Here is a 16,806-nt window from a genome sequence, read left to right as displayed (position 1 = left end):
GGTTGATGGCGCCAACGAAAATTCTTCGCTTTCCGGAAAAACCCGCGACGGATTTAAGACTAAATCAAACCCGGCCGTCGCAGGTTGCCGGCTCTTGCCTGACGCCTATCTGGGGGGCCAATGCTGAGTTCCTTGACACGGATGCCCTCCGAGATGTCCTCGGAGGCACGCCGGCAGCTGCTCAATGCGGTCACAGACCTGTTCCTGCTCGACCAGGATCCGACTGAACCCTCCAAGGCACATTACGGCGAGATCGCGCTGCGTTCGCTGCCGCATCTCGAGAACGAGGCCCGCAAGACCTATGCCGGCCAGGTCGCGGCCGTGCCGAGCCTGCCGCATGAGGTCGCGGTGACGCTTGCCGGCGACACCGATTCCGAAGTCGCCCGCCTCGTGCTGAAGCTCTCTCCGGTGCTGACCGACACCGACCTCGCCGCGATCGCGGTGAGCCAGTCGCAGTACCATCTCGTGGCGATCGCCGAGCGCGCCCGGCTCTCGGAGAGCGTCACCGACATTCTCGTCCAGCGCGGCGACCGCAACGTGCTGCACACGGTCAGCGCCAATGAGGGCGCACATTTTTCCGACAAGGGCTTTGACACGCTGCTGGAACGCAGCAGCAAGGATGCCGAGATCGGCGGCGCGCTGGCCAGGCGCTCGGACCTGACGCCGAACCGGGCCAGCCGCGTCCTGGAGATCGTCGAGGGGCTCAGCGGCGGCGCCGGACTCTGGTCCAAGCCCGCCGACGAGGCCGCAACGCTCGCCCGCCGCGCGCGCCAGCAGCGGCTGGAGGTAAAACTCCTGCTCGCCGATCTCGGCGCCGGCAAGCGCGAGCTCGACGAGATCGTGACGATGCTGGCCGAGGAGGACCGGGCCTACCACCTGGCCGAGGTGATCGCGCAGGCCTCGGGCATCACCAACGAGCAGGCGCTGCGTGTCCTGCTCCAGCGCGATGTCAGCGGCATCGCCGTGACCTGCCGCTCGCTGAATCTCGGCACGGAGGCCTTCAAGGCCGTGCTGGAGCTGCGCTCGCGGCGGCTGCTCTTCGGCGCGCGCGATGCCGAGGGCGACCTGAAGAACTATGCCGGTCTCGACAGCGCCACCGCCGAGCGGACGCTGCGTTTTCTCAAGCTGAAGACGACGATCGGCTAAAGCATCGGCCCGAACAGTGGATTGCGGTTTTCGGGGCAAAGCCGACGCAAACACAAAAAGGTTAGATCATCGGACCGGATGCGGTATCCGGTCCGATGATCGAGGGACGAGCGGCGCCTGGCGCCGTTCCCGCCACAAATCCGCGACATTCACGCGACCTTCTGCTAGCCTCAAGCACAGGGGTTCGGCCGAGAGGATGCCTTCGACGTGAGACTACCGATCCTTTCCGGCGCGCTCTGCGCGCTCGCGCTCAGCGCCGGTGCCGCGCAGGCGCAGGCCTACCTGCCCTTCACGGGCTTTGCCGCCGTGCCCTCCTTCGCCTGGTCGGAGCCGACGCTGGCGCCCGGCGGCGTGAAGTGGGAAGGCTCCTATGCCCGCATCTCCACCGGCTTCCAGGTCACCAGCGCGAAGGGGCTCGGCACCTCGGCCGGCCCGACGATCGGGCTCGAAGGCGGCAAGATGTGGCGCGATGGCGACTTCGTCTACGGCATCATCGGCGCGCTCGAATACGCCCCTGCGATCGGCGGCTACGGCACGCCGAGCTTCAACACGGTGGCCTGGACGCGCGACGTCGTCGGCGCCTTCCAGCTCAAGGCCGGCGTGTTCGCAACCGAGAACGTGCTGCTCTACACCAAGGTCGGGCTCGCTGCCGGCAACGAAACCTGGCGCTATGGCCCGACGCCGTTCAGCTCGCCGTTCAACCGCAGCGAGATCGCGGTTCGGCCGGAGGCGCGTGCCGGGGTCGAATGGGCCGTGACCAACAACCTGACGCTCGGCCTCGAGGTCGGCGTGGTCGGCCAGGCGATCAGGTAGGGCCCTCCTCGCGGCGGACAGGCCGGGGCTGCCGACCTGGGCTGCGAGGCTGACCTGGGCTGAGAGATCGATTCAGGGACCGGAGAAACTGATTCAACGCCCTGCCGCGTTGATTCAAGGCGTCCGGCCAACAGGTTGACAATACGTTACTTTCGGCAACGGCGATGCGCAGGCCCAAGGGCCTGTGACCGCGGCTTTGCGAGCGAGTGGTCCGCCCTTGCGACCGCGGTCAAGGGGATCAGATGCCCGGGCTCAAGCCCGGGCAGATGTGCCTCAGCCGCCGAACCTGTTGTTCTTCGCAAAGCCCTTGGGCGGCAGGCGGCCTGATTCCGCACGGTGGCCGAGCCACTCGAGCAGTTCGGCCGCCCCGACCGTCCAGGTCCGGTTCGAGGTGTCGAGCCAGGTCAGGCCCTCGGCCAGCTTGAAGGTCTTGGCATCGGAGACGCCGCCATCCTTGTAGCGCTGCAGGCGCACGCCCTTGCCGCGCCCCATCTCCGCGACCTCGGAGAGCGGGAAGCAGAGCAGCTTGCGGTTCTCGCCGATGATCGCGACATGATCGCCCTCGGCCGGGACGGCGAGCAGTGCCTTGACCGGATCGCTGACGTTGAGCACCTGGCGGCCCTTGCGGGTGTTGGCCACGACATCGTCGCTGGGAGCGACGAAGCCGCGCCCATCCGTCGTCACCATCAGGAGCTTGAGGCCGGGCCGGTAGGGGAAGGCAGAGACGATGTCGGCCGCCTCCTCCAGCTCGATCATCAGGCGGATGGGATCGCCGAAGCCGCGGCCGCCCGGCAGCTTGGAAGCCTCCAGCGTGAAGACCTTGCCGTTCGAGGCCAGGACCAGCAGCTTCGCCGTGGTCTCGGTGTGGAAGCCGAGCTGCAGCGCGTCATCGCCCTTGAAGGACAGGGTCGAGAGATCCTGGACATGGCCCTTCAGCGCCCTGATCCAGCCCTTCTTGGAGACGACGACGGTGATCGGCTCGCGCTCGACCATCGCCTGCGTCAGGTCGATATCGGTCGTCTCCGGCATGTCGGCGAAATCGGTGCGGCGCTTGCCGATCGCGGTTTCCGGGCCGAAGAGCTTCTTCACCTCGCGGATGTCCCAGGAAATGGTCTTCCACTGCGTCGCCTCGGAGGCCAGCAAGCCTTCGATCTGGCCCTTCTCGGTGGTCAGCTCGTCGAGTTCGGTCTTGAGCTGCATCTCCTCGAGCTTGCGCAGGGCGCGCAGGCGCGTGTCGAGGATCGCGTTGGCCTGGACCTCGCTGAGCTCGAAATAGCGCATCAGCTCGAGCTTCGGCTCGTCCTCCTCGCGGATGATCTTGATGACCCGGTCGAGGTCGAGATAGACGATCAGCAGGCCGCGCAGGATCTCGAGCCGCTTCTCGATCTGGCCGAGGCGGAAGCGCGAGCGGCGCAGCAGCACCTCGCGGCGATGGTCGAGCCAGGCGCGCAGGGCCTCGTTGAGGCCGAGCACGCGGGGCACCAGCCCGCCGGTCAGCACGTTCATGTTCATCGAAATGCGCGATTCTAGCTCGGTGAGCTTGAACAGCGATTCCATCATCAGATTGGCATCGACGGCGCGGCTGCGCGGCTCGATGACGACGCGGATGTCCTCCGCCGACTCGTCGCGCAGGTCCGCGACCAGCGGCAGCTTCCGCTCGTTCAGCAGCTCGGCGATCTTCTCGATCAGCCGGCCCTTCGAGACCATGTAGGGGATCTCGGTGACGACAGCGAGCCAGGTGCCGCGGCCCTGGTCCTCGACATGCCAGCGCGCCCGGGTGCGGAAGGCGCCGCGCCCGGTGCGATAGGTCTCGGCCATCGAGGCCCGGCTCTCGACGATGATGCCGCCGGTCGGGAAATCCGGCCCGGGCACGAAGGTCATGAGCTGCTCGGAGGTGGTCTCCGGATGCTGGATCAAATAGAGCGCGGCATCGCAGAGTTCGGCTGCGTTATGCGGCGGGATCGAGGTCGCCATGCCGACCGCGATGCCCTGCGAGCCATTGGCCAGCAGGTTGGGGAAAGCCGCCGGCAGGACGATCGGCTCCTCGTCCTCGCCGTTATAGGTCTCGCGGAAATCGACCGCGTCCTCCTCGATGCCGTCGAGCAGGAGGCGCGCGACCTCGGTCATGCGCGCTTCGGTGTAGCGGTAGGCGGCGGCGTTATCGCCGTCGATATTGCCAAAGTTGCCCTGGCCGTCGACGAGCGGGTAACGCTGGGCGAAATCCTGCGCGAGGCGCACCAGCGCGTCATAGACCGACTGGTCGCCATGCGGGTGGAACTTGCCGATGACGTCGCCGACGATGCGGGCGCATTTCTTGTGCACCTGGCCGGGGTCGAGGCGCAGCAGGCGCATCGCATGCAGGATGCGGCGATGGACGGGCTTCAGGCCGTCACGCGCGTCCGGCAGGGCACGGTGCATGATGGTGGACAGCGCATAGGCGAGATAGCGCTCCTCGAGCGCCGATTTCAGATCGATGCGCTCGGTCTCGTCCTCCGGTGGCGGCTCGACCGGTTTTCCCATGTGTCACTCAACCTCGATCTACGCCGCGGCCGCCGGGAAGCGCCGGCCGCGAATCACTTCCTATGACGATGCCGGCCCGATGCAAGCCGCGCAAAGCGTCTTAACCGCAAACGCGCCGGAAATCAGTGAATTCGTGCGACCAGCTCCAGCAGCCGCGCCCGCTCCGGCGGCTCGAGCAATCCGCGCGGCTCGAGCACATGGCGGCGCAGGAAGAAGCCGGTCAGGGCGAAGCCCGCGGCGATCTCGGCGGCGGAGGGTTGCCGCGCGCCCTGCCCTTCGCTGAGGAAACCCGGCAGCGCCAGCAGACGATCCTGATAGGGCTCGGCCACCTTGCGGCTGACCGCCTTGCCCGATTTCGGCGAGACATGGCTGAGGTCGTCGGGCGAACCGGTGACGGCGCAGCGCGTGAGATCAAGCCCGAAGCCGAGTTCGGCCAGCATGGCGAGTTCGAAACGCACGACCAGGGCCGGCGCCAGCGTCAGCTCGTCGAGATGCTCGATCAGCACCGCCAGCCCCTCATGCAGGGCGGGATGGGGATCGCGCTCCGGCAGCAGCCGCAACAGCGCCGAGATCACTGCCAGCCCATAGAGGGCGACCGGCGCCGCCATCAGCCGTGCTGCATGCGAGGTGATGAGCTCGACCTTGTATTCGCCGAGATGCTCGTCGAGCCGGGCCCGCCAGGTCAGCGAGACGGCATTGCCGGGCTGCAGCACGGGCTGCACCCGGGCCGAGCGCCCACCGCGCACGAGCCCGAGATGGCGGCCATGCAGGCGCGTCAGCACCTCCAGGATCACGGCGTTCTCGCCGTGATGCCGTACGCCGATGATGGTGCCGTCGTCGCTCCACTCCATGGCAAGGAGTTAGGCGGCGCACCCGGCCGGGTCAATTTCCGCCCGCATCCGAGCCCGACAGATCGCGTCAGCGGCGCCGGCCCGGGACGGCAAGCAGCCGGCCTCAGACATACTGGGCGATGCCGCCGCCGAAGGACCAGTTCTCGCGCGCGGTCTCGATCAGGTTGATGAAGATGTCGTCGGGCTTCAGCCCCGGCTCCCGGCGCAAGTTCTCGGCGATCTTGGCGAACAGCGCCTTCTTCTGGGTGACGCCGCGGCTGTTGTTGCAGGTGATCTGGATGATGACGAGACCGGCGCTGCGCTCGAAGCCGAAATAGCGGGCGTTGAAGATGAACTCGTCGGGATCGTGCTGGTGGATCACGGCGAAGAGATCGTCCTCCGGCACCTCGAAGGTCTCGCGCATCGCCCGATAGACGCCATCGACAATGGCGGCTGGCTCGGAGGCGGGACGGCCGCGCCTCATGGAAATGCGGATCAGGGGCATGGTTGGATCTCCGGTACGTGCGAGGCCGTTCGCCTCGCTGTCCAGAGCAAGCTAGCGCTGTTCGAAACATCCTTGTAGTGTATGATTGAAGATATCAATCATATGGATTTTTGATCTATGCTGGCCACGACGCTCGATATCGACGCGGTCGCCGCCTTTCTCGGCGCGGCCGATCTGCGCAGCTTCACGCGCGCCGCCGAGGCGCTGGGTACGACCCAGTCGCTGGTCAGCACCCGGGTCAAGCGGCTCGAGGAGGCTCTCGGCCGGGCCCTGCTCCAGCGCCACCCGCGTCTCGTCAAGCTCACCGCCGAGGGCGAGCGCTTCGTGCCGGCGGCACGCGAGCTGCTCGCCGCGCATGAGCGGGCGCGCGCGGCCTTCACCGAGGAGCCGGAGCGCATTGCAATCGGGATCAGCGAGCAGGCGGTCGGCGCCGATGCGCCTGCCCTGCTGGCGCGCCTGTTCGGCCATGACCCGACGCTGGTGATCAGCCTGCGGATCGAACGCTCGAGCCTGCTCGATGCGGCCTTCGAACGCGGCGAGATCGATATCGCCGTGATGCTGCGGATCGGTGCGGGACGGACCGGCGAAACGCTGCGCCACGACGCCTTTGGCTGGTTCGCCGCGCCAACGCTGACACGCGATCCGTCTGAGCCGCTGCCGCTCGTCAGCCTGATGACGGAATGCGCGCTCAGGCGTCACGCCATCGAGGCGCTTGGCCAGGGCGGGCTCAGGTGGCGCGAGGCCTTTGTCGGCGGCGGCATGGCCGCGGTCGTGGCGGCCGTCGAGGGCGGGCTCGGCGTCACGCCGCTCGCCGCGCGCATCGCGCCGCTCGGCGCCGTCGATGTCGGCAGGGACTGGGGCCTGCCGGTGCTCGGCTCATCCGAGGTCGTGCTGCGCAGCAATGTCGCGACACCGCGCGCCAACGCCTTCGTCAGGGAGCTGGCGGCGGCGTTTCGCGGGCCGGTTCAGCGCTTGCAGGCTCAGCGCTTACCAGTTCAGCCTTTGGGGAATTCCAGCCCCATCTCGCGATAGCGCTCCGGATCGTCGCTCCAGTTCTCGCGAACCTTGACGAACAGGAAGAGATGGACCTTGGCCTCGGCCGCCTCGGCGATCTCGACGCGGGCCTTCTGGCCAATCGCCTTGATGGTCTGGCCACCCTCGCCGAGCACGATCTTCCGTTGGCCCTCGCGCTCGACATAGATCGTCTGCTCGATGCGCACCGAGCCATCGGGCCGCTGCTGCCACTGTTCGGTCTCGACGGTCGAGCGATAGGGCAATTCGTCGTGCAGCCGCTCGAAGATCTTCTCCCGCGTGATCTCGGCGGCGAGGAAGCGCAGCGGCGCATCCGAGATCTGGTCCTCCGGGTAAAGCCAGGGACCGAGCGGCAGGCGCGTCTCGAGCCAGTCGAGGATGTCCTTGACGCCATAGCCGGTCAGCGCCGCGACCATGAAGGTGGTCTCGAACTTGCTCCGCTCGTTCAGCTGCGTCGTGATGGTGAGCAGCTTCTCCTTCGCGATCGTGTCGATCTTGTTGAGGATCAGGAATTTGGGCTGCTTCAGCTCGGCGAGCTTTTCGAGCAGCCGGGTGTTCTCCTCGTTGTCGAAGCGTTCGACATCGATCAGCACGCCGATCAGGTCCGCATCGGTCGCGCCGCCCCAGGCGCTCGTCACCATGGCGCGGTCGAGCCGGCGCTTGGGCGCGAAGATGCCGGGCGTGTCGACGAAGATGACCTGCGCCGCGCCGGCGAGCGCGATGCCGCGCACCTGGGTCCGCGTCGTCTGCACCTTGCGCGAGACGATCGAGATCTTGGCACCGACGAGCTTGTTCAGCAGCGTCGACTTGCCGGCATTGGGCGCGCCGATCAGCGCAACGAAGCCGCAGCGTGTGGGCTTGTCGGCCTCAGCCATTGTCATCTCCCATGGTTTCGTTCCAGAGCCCCTCGCGGCGCAGGAACGCCTCGGCAGCAGCTTGTTCGGCGAGGCGCTTGGAGCGCCCTTCGGCTTCGGCGTCGATCAATCCGGCGATACGGGCCGCGACCCGGAAAAGCGGGGCATGGTCCGGGCCGGAGCGACCGCGCTCGGTATAGGTCGGCGTCTGGTAGCCCTTGCCCTGCGCCCATTCCTGCAACGCGGTCTTCGCATCGCGCAACGGGCGCACCGGCTTCAGCAGACGTTCGCCAAAGGCGCGCTCGACGAGTCCTCGGGCCGCAGCATAGCCGCCATCGATGAAGACCGCACCGATGATCGACTCGCAGGCATCGGCCAGGATCGCCCTGTTCTTGCGGGCGCCGCCCAGGATTTCGCCGTCGCCGAGCTTCAGGAAGCTGCCGATATCCCAGCCCATCGCGACTTCGGCGCAGGTCTCCTTGCGCACGAGATCGGCCAGCCGGCGCGACATGTCGCCTTCCTCGGCCTGTGGATAGCGCTCGAAGAGCATGTCGGCGACGCTCAACCCCAGGACGCGATCGCCCAGGAACTCGAGCCGCTGATAGCTGCCGAGCCGCGAACTCTCGGCGCTCATATGGGTCAGGGCGATTTCAAGCAGGGAGCGATTGGCGAAGACATGGCCAAGCTTCGCCTCGAGCCGAACGAGATCGGGCGTCTTACGCCCGCTGTCCCCCGGCTTCGTCACTTGCGGCTTCGTCACTTGATCGTGCTGAACAGGCGGTTCCAGCGCACGGTCCAGGGCCATTCCCAGACACGCCAGGCGGAGGCGCCTTCGTCGATGGAGAAGAAGATGATCTCGGCGCGGCCGACGAAGTTCTCGAAAGGCACGTAGCCGACGCTGCGGTCCCGCGAGTCCAGCGAGTTGTCGCGGTTGTCGCCCATCATGAAGAAATGGCCTTCGGGCACGCGGAAGACCGGCGTGTTGTCGAAGGTGCCGGTGTCGCCCTCGCGCTCGATGATGTTGTGGCTGACACCCTCGGGCAGCGTCTCGCGATACTGGATGACCTTCGCGCTGCGGCCCCAGTTGTCGGTGGTTTCGAAGTCGGCAATGCGCTCGCGCTTCACCGGCTGGTTGTTGATGTGCAGGATGCCGTCGATCATCTGGATGCGATCGCCCGGCCGGCCGATGACGCGCTTGATGTAATCGGTCGAATTGTCTGTCGGCAGCTTGAAAACCGCGATGTCGCCGCGCTTCGGCTCGGCAGCCCAGACCCGGCCCTTGAATAGCGGCGGGCTGAACGGGATCGAGTGCTTGGAATAGCCGTAGGTGTATTTGGAGACGAAGAGATAGTCACCGATCAGCAATGTCGGGATCAGCGAGCCCGACGGAATGTTGAACGGCTGGAACAACAGCGTGCGGATGACAAGCGCGATGAGAAGCGCCTGGACGACGACCTTGATCGTCTCGAGGATGCCGCCCTCGTCCTTGGCCGTCTTGCTCTTGATTTCGGCGTCGTTGGCCACCCGGGGCGCTCCTTCATCGGTTCCGAGGCGCGGCATAGCGGAATGTACGGCCGGGGACAACGCGATATCCGCGCACAAGATGGCGCGAACAGGGCCGCTCGCCCCGGGTAATGCAACATTGGCGCTGCAGCCGTAAAATTCGCCGGCGGCCTGCAGCCCGTGACCTGCCGCAACTGGGGCGATACAATTCGAACCGTCCGATCTCTCTCCCGAGCAGATGCCAGGTTGCGATGATCTATCCCCTGCCGCTGGTGAAGGGCAGCCCCGCAGTAGCGTAATTGACGCATTCCAAGCACAGGTTCACTGATGGATCGTCACAACCTCTGGGGGAATCAGCATGAGTTCGAAGAAATATGCAGCTGAAGCCATCGGCACATTCTGGCTGACCTTCGCCGGCTGCGGCAGCGCGGTCATCGCTGCAGGTTTCCCGCAGGTCGGCATCGGGCTGCTCGGCGTCTCACTTGCGTTCGGCCTGACGGTCGTCACCATGGCCTATGCCATCGGCCATACTTCGGGCTGCCATCTCAATCCGGCGGTCACCGTCGGGCTCGCGGCCGGCGGGCGCTTTCCCTCCGGACAGGTGCTTCCCTATATCGTTGCCCAGGTGATCGGCGCGGTTGCCGGCGCCTTCATCCTCTACCTGATCGCCAAGGGCGCCCCGGGCTTCGATCTCGCCAAGGGTTTTGCCTCGAATGGCTATGGCGAACACTCGCCGGGCCAGTACAGCCTGCTCTCCGGCTTCCTGATGGAAGTCGTCATGACGATGATGTTCCTCTTCATCATCATGGGCGCGACCCATGGCAAGGCGCCGGCCGGCTTCGCGCCGCTCGCCATCGGCCTTGGGCTTGCCCTGATCCACCTGGTCAGCATCCCGGTGACGAATACCTCGGTCAATCCGGCGCGCAGCACCGGCCCTGCCCTGTTCGTCGGCGGCTGGGCGCTGCAGCAGCTCTGGCTGTTCTGGGTCGCACCGCTGATCGGCGGCGCTCTCGGCGGCGTGCTCTATCGCTGGCTGAAATCCGACAAGCCGGAGTAGACCATACGGCGCCGGCTCGGTCCGGCGTCTCGTTTCCCGCGATCGAACGGGCCGGAGCGCAGAACTCCGGCCCGTTTTGCGTTCCGCACCCTGCCTAGAGCCGGATCCGATCAGATTGAACCAATCTGATCGGTGAATCCGTCTCTCACTTTGGAATGGAGCCCGTTCCGATCAGCTTGCGATGCAAGCTGATCGGAACGGGCTCCAGCGCCACTCGACCCAGCGGCCGTGATAGTCGGCGCAGAACAGCGCCGTGAAGGGGGATCCGAGCCTGCGGCAGGCCTCCACTGGCCCCGGAAGCTCGCGCGGACGCGCTCCCCGGTTTCCGCATCGACAACGCCAGCCATGCCCGTACTCCCAATCAGGGAAGCCGCGGCCGCGCCTCGATCACGACGAAAGCCTGCGCCAATGGCGGGTCATCGGTCAGCGAGACATGGACGAAGGCTTCGTGCCCTGGCGGCAGCATCGCGGCAAGCCGCTCGGCCGCGCCGCCGGTCAACCGCATGGTCGGCTGGCCGCCCGGCAGGTTCACCACCTCCATGTCGCGCCAGAACACGCCGCGGCTCAGACCGGTGCCAAGCGCCTTGGAGCAGGCTTCCTTGGCGGCGAAGCGGCGGGCATAGGAGGCGGCCCGGGTGGCACGGCGGTCCGATTTGGCACGCTCACCCGCGGTAAAGATGCGATGGGTGAAGCGCTCGCCGAACCGCTCCAGCGATTGCTCGATGCGGCGGATATCGCAGAGGTCGGAGCCGATGCCGAGGATCATGGAGCCGGTCTACTTGGCGGCGCGCCCTTCGTCCATGGCTGCACGCATCTGCACGATCGCTTGCTCGAGGCCGATGAAGAGCGCCTCGCCGACCAGGAAGTGACCAATATTGAACTCGACGAACTCGGGAACCGCCGCCAATTGGCGCGCAGTGTCGTAATCGAGCCCATGGCCGGCATGAACTTCGAGGCCAAGCGAGGCCGCAAGAGCAGCCCCTTCGGCAAGACGGCGGAATTCGGCATCGGCCTTGTCCTGGCGGCCGTCGACGACGGCATGGCACCAGGTTCCGGTATGCAGCTCGACCACCGGCGCGCCGAGCTTGGCCGCCATCCTGATCGGCGCCGCATCCGGCTCGATGAAGAGCGACACCCGGGAGCCCGCCGCGTTGAGCTGCGCGATCGCCGGCGCCAGGGCGCGTTCCTGCCCGACGACATCGAGCCCGCCCTCGGTCGTGCGCTCCTCGCGCTTCTCGGGCACGAGGCAGGCCGCGTGCGGCTTCAGGCGCAAAGCCAGCGCGATCATCTCCGCAGTGGCAGCCATCTCGAAATTCAGGGGCACGGTGAGTTCCGCCGCCAGCCGCTCGATGTCGACATCGCGGATGTGGCGCCGGTCCTCGCGCAGATGCGCCGTGATGCCCTCGGCACCGGCCTTGACCGCCAGATGCGCGGCACGGATCGGATCGGGCAGGGCTCCGCCACGCGCATTGCGCACCGTAGCAACGTGATCGATGTTCACGCCCAGTCGCAACCGGCCATTTGTCATCACAAGTCCCCTCGCCCCTTGCCAGCGTGCATAACGCCTGCGCCTGCCCGGCTCAAGGCAAGGAAATTGATCGGCAAGGCCAGGTTCGGTGATGGATATCGCGCGAGCTTTCCCGGGATTCTTCGTGATTTGCTAACCGCGCCACCAAGCTGCTGCGGCCTGGAAACCAATCTTAAGCGCGCAGCCTCGTTTCATGCCTGACCCAGATCAGATCGAGAGACCCAGGGCCGTGCAGATTTCCGTCAATCAGGGCCAGTTCGCGAACGATATCGTGCCGGACCGCCGCACGGCCGACCAGGTCGCCGACCGGTCGATCGGCCGCGTGCTGTCATGCAATGGCGCGCGCGCGACGATCGGCACCACCATGCCGCGCACCGGCGCGGCAACGCCCGACGCCTGGACGATCGGACGGATGATCTCGATCAATCTCGGGCGCAGCCGGATCGTCGGCATGGTCTACGAGATCAAGGCCGTCAGGGAATTCTGGGACGAGCTAGTCGACAATCCCGTCCATATCGAGGTGGAACTGCTCGGCGAAGTGCTCGAAGCCGAAGGTGGCCGCACCTCGTTCCAGACCGGCATCACCACCTATCCTCCGGTCGGCGCAATCGCGCACCGCATCAGGGCCCAGGATCTCGCCCTGGTGCATGACCTCGGCTCCAGGGCCGGTGTCGCCATCGGGCACCTGACGCAGGATTCAGCAATTCCGGCGACGGTCTGCATCGACGATCTGCTGTCGCGCCATTTCGCGCTGGTCGGCACGACCGGTGTCGGCAAGTCCAGCGCCGTCTCGCTGCTGCTGCGCAAGGCGATTGCCGAGAAGCCGCATCTGCGGGTGCTGATCCTCGATCCGCACAACGAATACGCCCATGCCTTTCCCGACAAGGCCGTGGTCACCGACGCGCAGAGCCTGGATCTGCCCTTCTGGATGTTCCGCCTCGAAGAATTTGCCGATGTCGTCTTTCGCGGCCGCCCCGATGCCGACGAGATCGACATCCTGCGCGAGGTCATCGCCGCGGCCCGCGCCCGCTATCGCAAGCCTGCGGCCCAGGATTTCGCCCGCGACCTCGGTTCCTCCCTGCTGAAGCGGCCGCTCGATCCGGCGGCGCGGCGGCCGGCGGCCGGTGGCGCGGCCTCCAGCGGCGACGCCCCGCTGCCCTACAGGATGGTGGACGCGCTCGCGGTCCTGGACGAGCTGATGGGCCTCCATGAGATCCGTTATCCGCGTGCCGCGCTGCGATCGCTGAAGGTCCGCCTCGAAGCGCTCTATGGCGACCCGAGCTACCAGTTCATGTTCGCACGCGCGAACATGGTCGAAGGCATGGGCCAGGTGATCGGCCAGATCTTCCGGATCCCGCAGCATGGCCGGCCGATCTGCGTGTTCCAGCTTGCCGGCCTGCCGGCCGATGTCGTCAACTCCGTCGCGTCCGTGCTGTCGCGCATCGCCTTCGACCTCGCGATGTTCAGCCATGGCGGCTACGAGGTGCTGCTGCTCTGCGAGGAAGCCCATCGCTATGTGCCGGCGGATCAGTCGCTCGGCTTCGCGCCGACCCGGCAGGCGATTGCCCGCATCGCCAAGGAAGGCCGCAAATACGGTGCCTATCTCGGCGTCGTGACCCAGCGCCCGGGCGAGCTCGATCCGACGATCCTGTCGCAGTGCTCGACCATCTTCGCGATGCGGCTGGCCAATGAGCGCGACCAGCAGATCATCCGCTCGGCCATTGCCGATGCCTCGGCGAGCACGATCGGGTTCCTCTCCGCCATCGGCAACCGCGAGGCGATCGCCTTCGGCGAGGGCGTGGCGACGCCAATGCGCATGCGCTTTGCCGAGCTTGCGCCGCATGAGCTGCCGGCGATGGCGGGGGGCTCGATCCTCGACGGACTGGCCCACCGCGAGCCGGGGCTCGACGAACTGGTCAGCCGCTTGCAGGGCGAGAGCTGGTAAGGCCGAGCCGGAGCGCGCAGCAAAATCTTGCATCCGCCCGGCTTTGCCTGTATGGCCGGCCGACATCAATCTTTCCCTGCATCGCCAAGATCAGAAGGAGCCGTTCCATGGCTCGCGTTACCGTTGAGGACTGCATCGACAAGGTCGAGAACCGCTTCGAGCTGGTTCTGCTGGCCAGCCACCGCGCCCGCATGATCGCTTCGGGCACGCAGATTCTGGTTCCCCGTGACAACGACAAGAACCCTGTCGTGGCGCTGCGCGAAATCGCCGACGAGAAGCTCACTCCCGAAGACCTGAAGGAAGAGCTGATCCACTCGCTGCAGAAGCATGTCGAGGTCGACGAGCCGGAGGCCGAGACCGTGCCGCTCCTGACCAGCGGCCCCTCCAGCGCAGCGACCCCCGATTCGGAAGTCCAGTTCGACCGCATGAGCGAGGAAGATCTGCTGCGCGGCCTCGACGGCCTCGTGCCGCCGACCGAGAGCGCCGACGACGAAGACTGATCAAAGCGTTCACCACTCCCAGCTAAAGCCCGGCATTGCCGGGCTTTTTCATGTCCACCCTGCATAGATTCGCCTTGCTCCGCCGGAACGCCGTGCCGATATTGAAGCTTTGCAATCCTTGGCAGGCGTTACAGGGGCCCGCATGGGCATGATGCGGCAATACGAGCTCGTTGACCGGGTCCGGAGCTACAACCCGAATACCGACGAGGACCTGCTCAACCGGGCTTATGTCTACGCCATGCGCGCGCATGGCACGCAGAAGCGCGCCTCGGGCGACCCCTTCTTCGCGCATCCCCTCGAAGTCGCGGCGATCCTGACCGATCTCAAGCTCGACGACGCGACGATCGTCGCCGCCGTGCTGCATGACACCGTCGAGGATACCGCAGCCACTCTCGAAGAGATCGAGAGCATATTCGGGCCGGATATCCGCCGGCTCGTCGACGGGCTGACCAAGATCAAGAAGCTCGACCTCGTCTCGAAGAAGGCGGCCCAGGGCGAGAATTTCCGCAAGCTGCTGCTGGCCATCGCCGACGATGTCCGGGTGCTCCTGGTCAAGCTCGCCGACCGGCTGCACAACATGCGCACCCTGCATTTCGTGCCGCCCGAGAAGCGACTGCGCGTCGCCGAGGAGACCGCCGAGATCTATGCCCCGCTCGCCGGGCGCATGGGCATGCAGGAACTGCGCGAGGAACTGGAGGAACTGGCCTTCCGCCATATCAAGCCGGAGGCCCACTCCACCATCACCAGGCGCCTCGAGGAGGTGACCGAGCGCGAAGGCTCCGTCATCAGCGCGATCGAGATCGACCTCAAGGAGAAGCTGGCCGCGCGCGGCATCCAGGCGGAGGTCGCCGGGCGGCGCAAGCGCCCCTATTCGATCTGGCGCAAGATGGAGCGCAAATCGGTCTCCTTCGAGCAGCTTTCGGACATTTTCGGCTTTCGGGTCATCGTCGACAAGCTGGAGGATTGCTACCGGGTGCTCGGCGTCGTGCACACGACCTGGCCGATGGTTCCCGGGCGCTACAAGGACTACATCTCGACACCGAAGCAGAACGACTATCGCTCGATCCACACCACGGTGGTCGGCCCGGGCCATAGCCGCGTCGAACTGCAGATCCGCACCGACAAGATGGACCGCATCGCCGAATACGGCATCGCGGCCCATGCCCATTACAAGGACGGGCGGACCACGGAGCTCTCCGGCGCGGCCGATGAAAGCCGGGCCTATCAGTGGCTGCGGCGCACCGTCGACCTGCTCGCCGAAGGCGACAATCCGGAAGAATTCCTGGAGCATACCAAGCTTGAGCTCTTCCACGACCAGGTCTTCTGCTTCACGCCCAAGGGCCGCCTGATCGCCTTGCCGCGCGGGGCGACCCCGATCGACTTCGCCTATGCGGTCCATACCGATGTCGGGAACACGGCCGTCGGCGCCAAGATCAATGGCCGCATCGCGCCGCTGCTCACCGAACTGCAGAATGGCGACGAGGTCGAGATCACCCGCGCCGACGGACAGGTGCCACCCGCGGCCTGGGAATCGCTCGTCGTCACCGGCAAGGCCCGCGCCGCGATCCGCAGGGCGACGCGCGCGGCTGTGCGCCGGCAATATGCCGGGCTCGGCCGCCAGATCCTCGAACGCGCCTTCATGCGCGCCGAGCGTGTCTTCACCGACGAAAAGCTCAAGGCGGCGCTCAGGCGGCTCGCCCGCACCGCCGTCGACGACGTGTTCGCCGCGGTCGGGCGCGGCGAGATGTTCTCGGGCGACGTCGTCAAGGCGGTCTATCCCGACCTCGAGTCGGAGAAGCGGTCCACACCCGAAGCCAAGGGCGAAAGCAGCGGCAAGGGCTGGTTCGAGCTGCGCAAGGGCGACAACCTCAAGTTCAAGCTGCCGGGCGAGACGCCCGGCGCCAATGCCATCCCGATCCGCGGCCTCGGCGGCGACCTGCCGGTGCGGTTCGCGCCGAATGGCGGTGCCGTTCCGGGAGACCGCATCGTCGGCATCCTGACGCCGGGCGAAGGCGTGACGATCTACCCGATCCAGTCGCCTTCGCTGGCAGCCTTCGACAATGAGCCCGATCGCTGGCTCGATGTGCGCTGGGACCTCGACGACAAGACGCCCCAGCGCTTTCCGGCGCGCATCGCGCTCAACTCGATCAACGAGCCCGGCTCGCTGGCGCAGATCACCACCACCATCGCCGAGCATGACGGCAATATCGATGCGGTCACGATGGTGCGGCCGACGCCCGACTTCACCGATGTCACCATCGATCTCACCGTCTGGGATCTCAAACATCTCAGCGCCATCATCAGCGAGCTGCGTGAGAAGCGGGTGATCAGCCGGGTCGAGCGCGTCGTCGGCTAGAGCATTTCCGTGTTTCTCCGAATCGCGAAAATGCTAGCTCTTTGTTTTATCGCATTTTCTTCACGCGAACCGGTGTCCACTTCGCTCGAAAATGCTTCTAGCAGGCTGCTGAAAAACGCGCTGGCTTTTTGGTTGGTGTGATGATTCCGTGGGGTTGCGGCCACAGGATTGATTTGGATGCGCGGTGGGGACGAACGGACGGGATCGTTGTTTTCGT

The 16,806-nt window shown here is 66.1% G+C and carries 16 protein-coding genes; 7 read left to right on the top strand and 9 right to left on the bottom strand.

The window, feature by feature from the left end:
- Positions 1-153: 153 nt before the first annotated feature.
- Both FG93_RS31385 and FG93_RS23505 read left to right on the top strand, forming a co-directional pair.
- Positions 154-1,146, top strand: a complete 993-nt coding sequence (locus FG93_RS31385) for a DUF2336 domain-containing protein (protein ID WP_161783870.1) — start codon at positions 154-156, stop codon at positions 1,144-1,146.
- Positions 1,147-1,353: 207 nt separating this feature from the next.
- Positions 1,354-1,959 (top strand): outer membrane protein, encoded by a 606-nt coding sequence (locus FG93_RS23505; protein WP_043239235.1) that lies wholly within the window; start codon positions 1,354-1,356, stop codon positions 1,957-1,959.
- Between the two features lie 273 nt (positions 1,960-2,232).
- Here FG93_RS23505 and parC read toward each other — a convergent pair whose 3' ends face one another.
- The 3 genes from parC to FG93_RS23490 all read right to left on the bottom strand — a co-directional run bounded on the left by parC (position 2,233) and on the right by FG93_RS23490 (position 5,814).
- Complete coding sequence (gene parC, locus FG93_RS23500; RefSeq protein WP_043239234.1) at positions 2,233-4,479, bottom strand: DNA topoisomerase IV subunit A; 2,247 nt, start codon at positions 4,477-4,479, stop codon at positions 2,233-2,235.
- A 122-nt stretch (positions 4,480-4,601) separates the two neighbouring features.
- Positions 4,602-5,330, bottom strand: coding sequence for a DNA repair protein RecO (gene recO, locus FG93_RS23495; RefSeq protein WP_043239233.1), 729 nt, complete (start codon positions 5,328-5,330; stop codon positions 4,602-4,604).
- 103 nt (positions 5,331-5,433) lie between these two features.
- A complete protein-coding gene (locus FG93_RS23490) occupies positions 5,434-5,814 on the bottom strand; it encodes a tautomerase family protein (RefSeq protein ID WP_043239232.1) in 381 nt (126 codons plus the stop codon).
- A gap of 117 nt (positions 5,815-5,931) precedes the next feature.
- Here FG93_RS23490 and FG93_RS23485 point away from each other — a divergent pair, with 117 nt between their 5' ends.
- Positions 5,932-6,846, top strand: a complete 915-nt coding sequence (locus FG93_RS23485) for a LysR family transcriptional regulator (RefSeq protein ID WP_081881784.1) — start codon at positions 5,932-5,934, stop codon at positions 6,844-6,846.
- Here FG93_RS23485 and era read toward each other — a convergent pair.
- Genes era through lepB form a run of 3 tightly spaced genes read right to left on the bottom strand, consistent with a single transcriptional unit; the run spans position 6,810 to position 9,224 of the window.
- Positions 6,810-7,721: a GTPase Era gene (gene era, locus FG93_RS23480; protein ID WP_081881782.1), complete on the bottom strand. Its 912-nt coding sequence runs from the start codon at positions 7,719-7,721 to the stop codon at positions 6,810-6,812. The two genes, FG93_RS23485 and era, sit on opposite strands and share 37 nt — an antisense overlap.
- Positions 7,714-8,445 (bottom strand): ribonuclease III, encoded by a 732-nt coding sequence (rnc, locus tag FG93_RS23475; protein ID WP_244448718.1) that lies wholly within the window; start codon positions 8,443-8,445, stop codon positions 7,714-7,716. The genes era and rnc overlap by 8 nt, the downstream gene beginning before the upstream one ends.
- 11 nt (positions 8,446-8,456) lie before the next feature.
- Positions 8,457-9,224: a signal peptidase I gene (lepB, locus tag FG93_RS23470; RefSeq protein WP_244448708.1), complete on the bottom strand. Its 768-nt coding sequence runs from the start codon at positions 9,222-9,224 to the stop codon at positions 8,457-8,459.
- A gap of 337 nt (positions 9,225-9,561) precedes the next feature.
- Between lepB and aqpZ the strand changes: the two genes are divergently transcribed.
- Positions 9,562-10,260 (top strand): aquaporin Z, encoded by a 699-nt coding sequence (gene aqpZ, locus FG93_RS23465; RefSeq protein WP_043239226.1) that lies wholly within the window; start codon positions 9,562-9,564, stop codon positions 10,258-10,260.
- A 361-nt stretch (positions 10,261-10,621) separates the two neighbouring features.
- Here aqpZ and acpS read toward each other — a convergent pair whose 3' ends face one another.
- Both acpS and FG93_RS23455 read right to left on the bottom strand, forming a co-directional pair.
- Entirely contained in the window at positions 10,622-11,026 is a 405-nt protein-coding gene (gene acpS / locus FG93_RS23460) for a holo-ACP synthase (protein ID WP_043239224.1), read from the bottom strand.
- A gap of 9 nt (positions 11,027-11,035) precedes the next feature.
- A complete protein-coding gene (locus FG93_RS23455) occupies positions 11,036-11,788 on the bottom strand; it encodes a pyridoxine 5'-phosphate synthase (RefSeq protein ID WP_043239221.1) in 753 nt (250 codons plus the stop codon).
- 193 nt (positions 11,789-11,981) lie between these two features.
- Between FG93_RS23455 and FG93_RS23450 the strand changes: the two genes are divergently transcribed.
- The 3 genes from FG93_RS23450 (at position 11,982) to FG93_RS23440 (ending at position 16,589) form a co-directional block, all read left to right on the top strand.
- Positions 11,982-13,733, top strand: coding sequence for an ATP-binding protein (locus FG93_RS23450; protein ID WP_081881780.1), 1,752 nt, complete (start codon positions 11,982-11,984; stop codon positions 13,731-13,733).
- A 107-nt stretch (positions 13,734-13,840) separates the two neighbouring features.
- A complete protein-coding gene (gene rpoZ / locus FG93_RS23445; RefSeq protein ID WP_043239219.1) occupies positions 13,841-14,233 on the top strand; it encodes a DNA-directed RNA polymerase subunit omega in 393 nt (130 codons plus the stop codon).
- Between the two features lie 148 nt (positions 14,234-14,381).
- Entirely contained in the window at positions 14,382-16,589 is a 2,208-nt protein-coding gene (locus tag FG93_RS23440) for a bifunctional (p)ppGpp synthetase/guanosine-3',5'-bis(diphosphate) 3'-pyrophosphohydrolase (protein ID WP_043239530.1), read from the top strand.
- Here FG93_RS23440 and FG93_RS33430 read toward each other — a convergent pair.
- The coding region (locus tag FG93_RS33430) for a hypothetical protein (protein WP_210165838.1) at positions 16,586-16,806 on the bottom strand (221 nt) is incomplete at its 5' end. The two genes, FG93_RS23440 and FG93_RS33430, sit on opposite strands and share 4 nt — an antisense overlap.

Source organism: Allobosea sp. LC85 (genome assembly GCF_000735605.1).
Taxonomy (GTDB): Bacteria; Pseudomonadota; Alphaproteobacteria; order Rhizobiales; family Beijerinckiaceae; genus Allobosea.
This window is presented reverse-complemented; position numbering and strand designations above follow the sequence as displayed.

Coding starts and splice junctions, on each gene's coding strand:
- parC (WP_043239234.1), bottom strand. CDS start 4,479: ATGGGAAAACCGGTCGAGCCGCCACCGGAGGACGAGACCGAGCGCATC.
- rpoZ (WP_043239219.1), top strand. CDS start 13,841: ATGGCTCGCGTTACCGTTGAGGACTGCATCGACAAGGTCGAGAACCGC.
- FG93_RS23440 (WP_043239530.1), top strand. CDS start 14,382: ATGATGCGGCAATACGAGCTCGTTGACCGGGTCCGGAGCTACAACCCG.
- FG93_RS23455 (WP_043239221.1), bottom strand. CDS start 11,788: ATGACAAATGGCCGGTTGCGACTGGGCGTGAACATCGATCACGTTGCT.
- FG93_RS31385 (WP_161783870.1), top strand. CDS start 154: ATGTCCTCGGAGGCACGCCGGCAGCTGCTCAATGCGGTCACAGACCTG.
- FG93_RS23490 (WP_043239232.1), bottom strand. CDS start 5,814: ATGCCCCTGATCCGCATTTCCATGAGGCGCGGCCGTCCCGCCTCCGAG.
- era (WP_081881782.1), bottom strand. CDS start 7,721: ATGGCTGAGGCCGACAAGCCCACACGCTGCGGCTTCGTTGCGCTGATC.
- acpS (WP_043239224.1), bottom strand. CDS start 11,026: ATGATCCTCGGCATCGGCTCCGACCTCTGCGATATCCGCCGCATCGAG.
- aqpZ (WP_043239226.1), top strand. CDS start 9,562: ATGAGTTCGAAGAAATATGCAGCTGAAGCCATCGGCACATTCTGGCTG.
- FG93_RS23450 (WP_081881780.1), top strand. CDS start 11,982: ATGCCTGACCCAGATCAGATCGAGAGACCCAGGGCCGTGCAGATTTCC.
- recO (WP_043239233.1), bottom strand. CDS start 5,330: ATGGAGTGGAGCGACGACGGCACCATCATCGGCGTACGGCATCACGGC.
- FG93_RS23485 (WP_081881784.1), top strand. CDS start 5,932: ATGCTGGCCACGACGCTCGATATCGACGCGGTCGCCGCCTTTCTCGGC.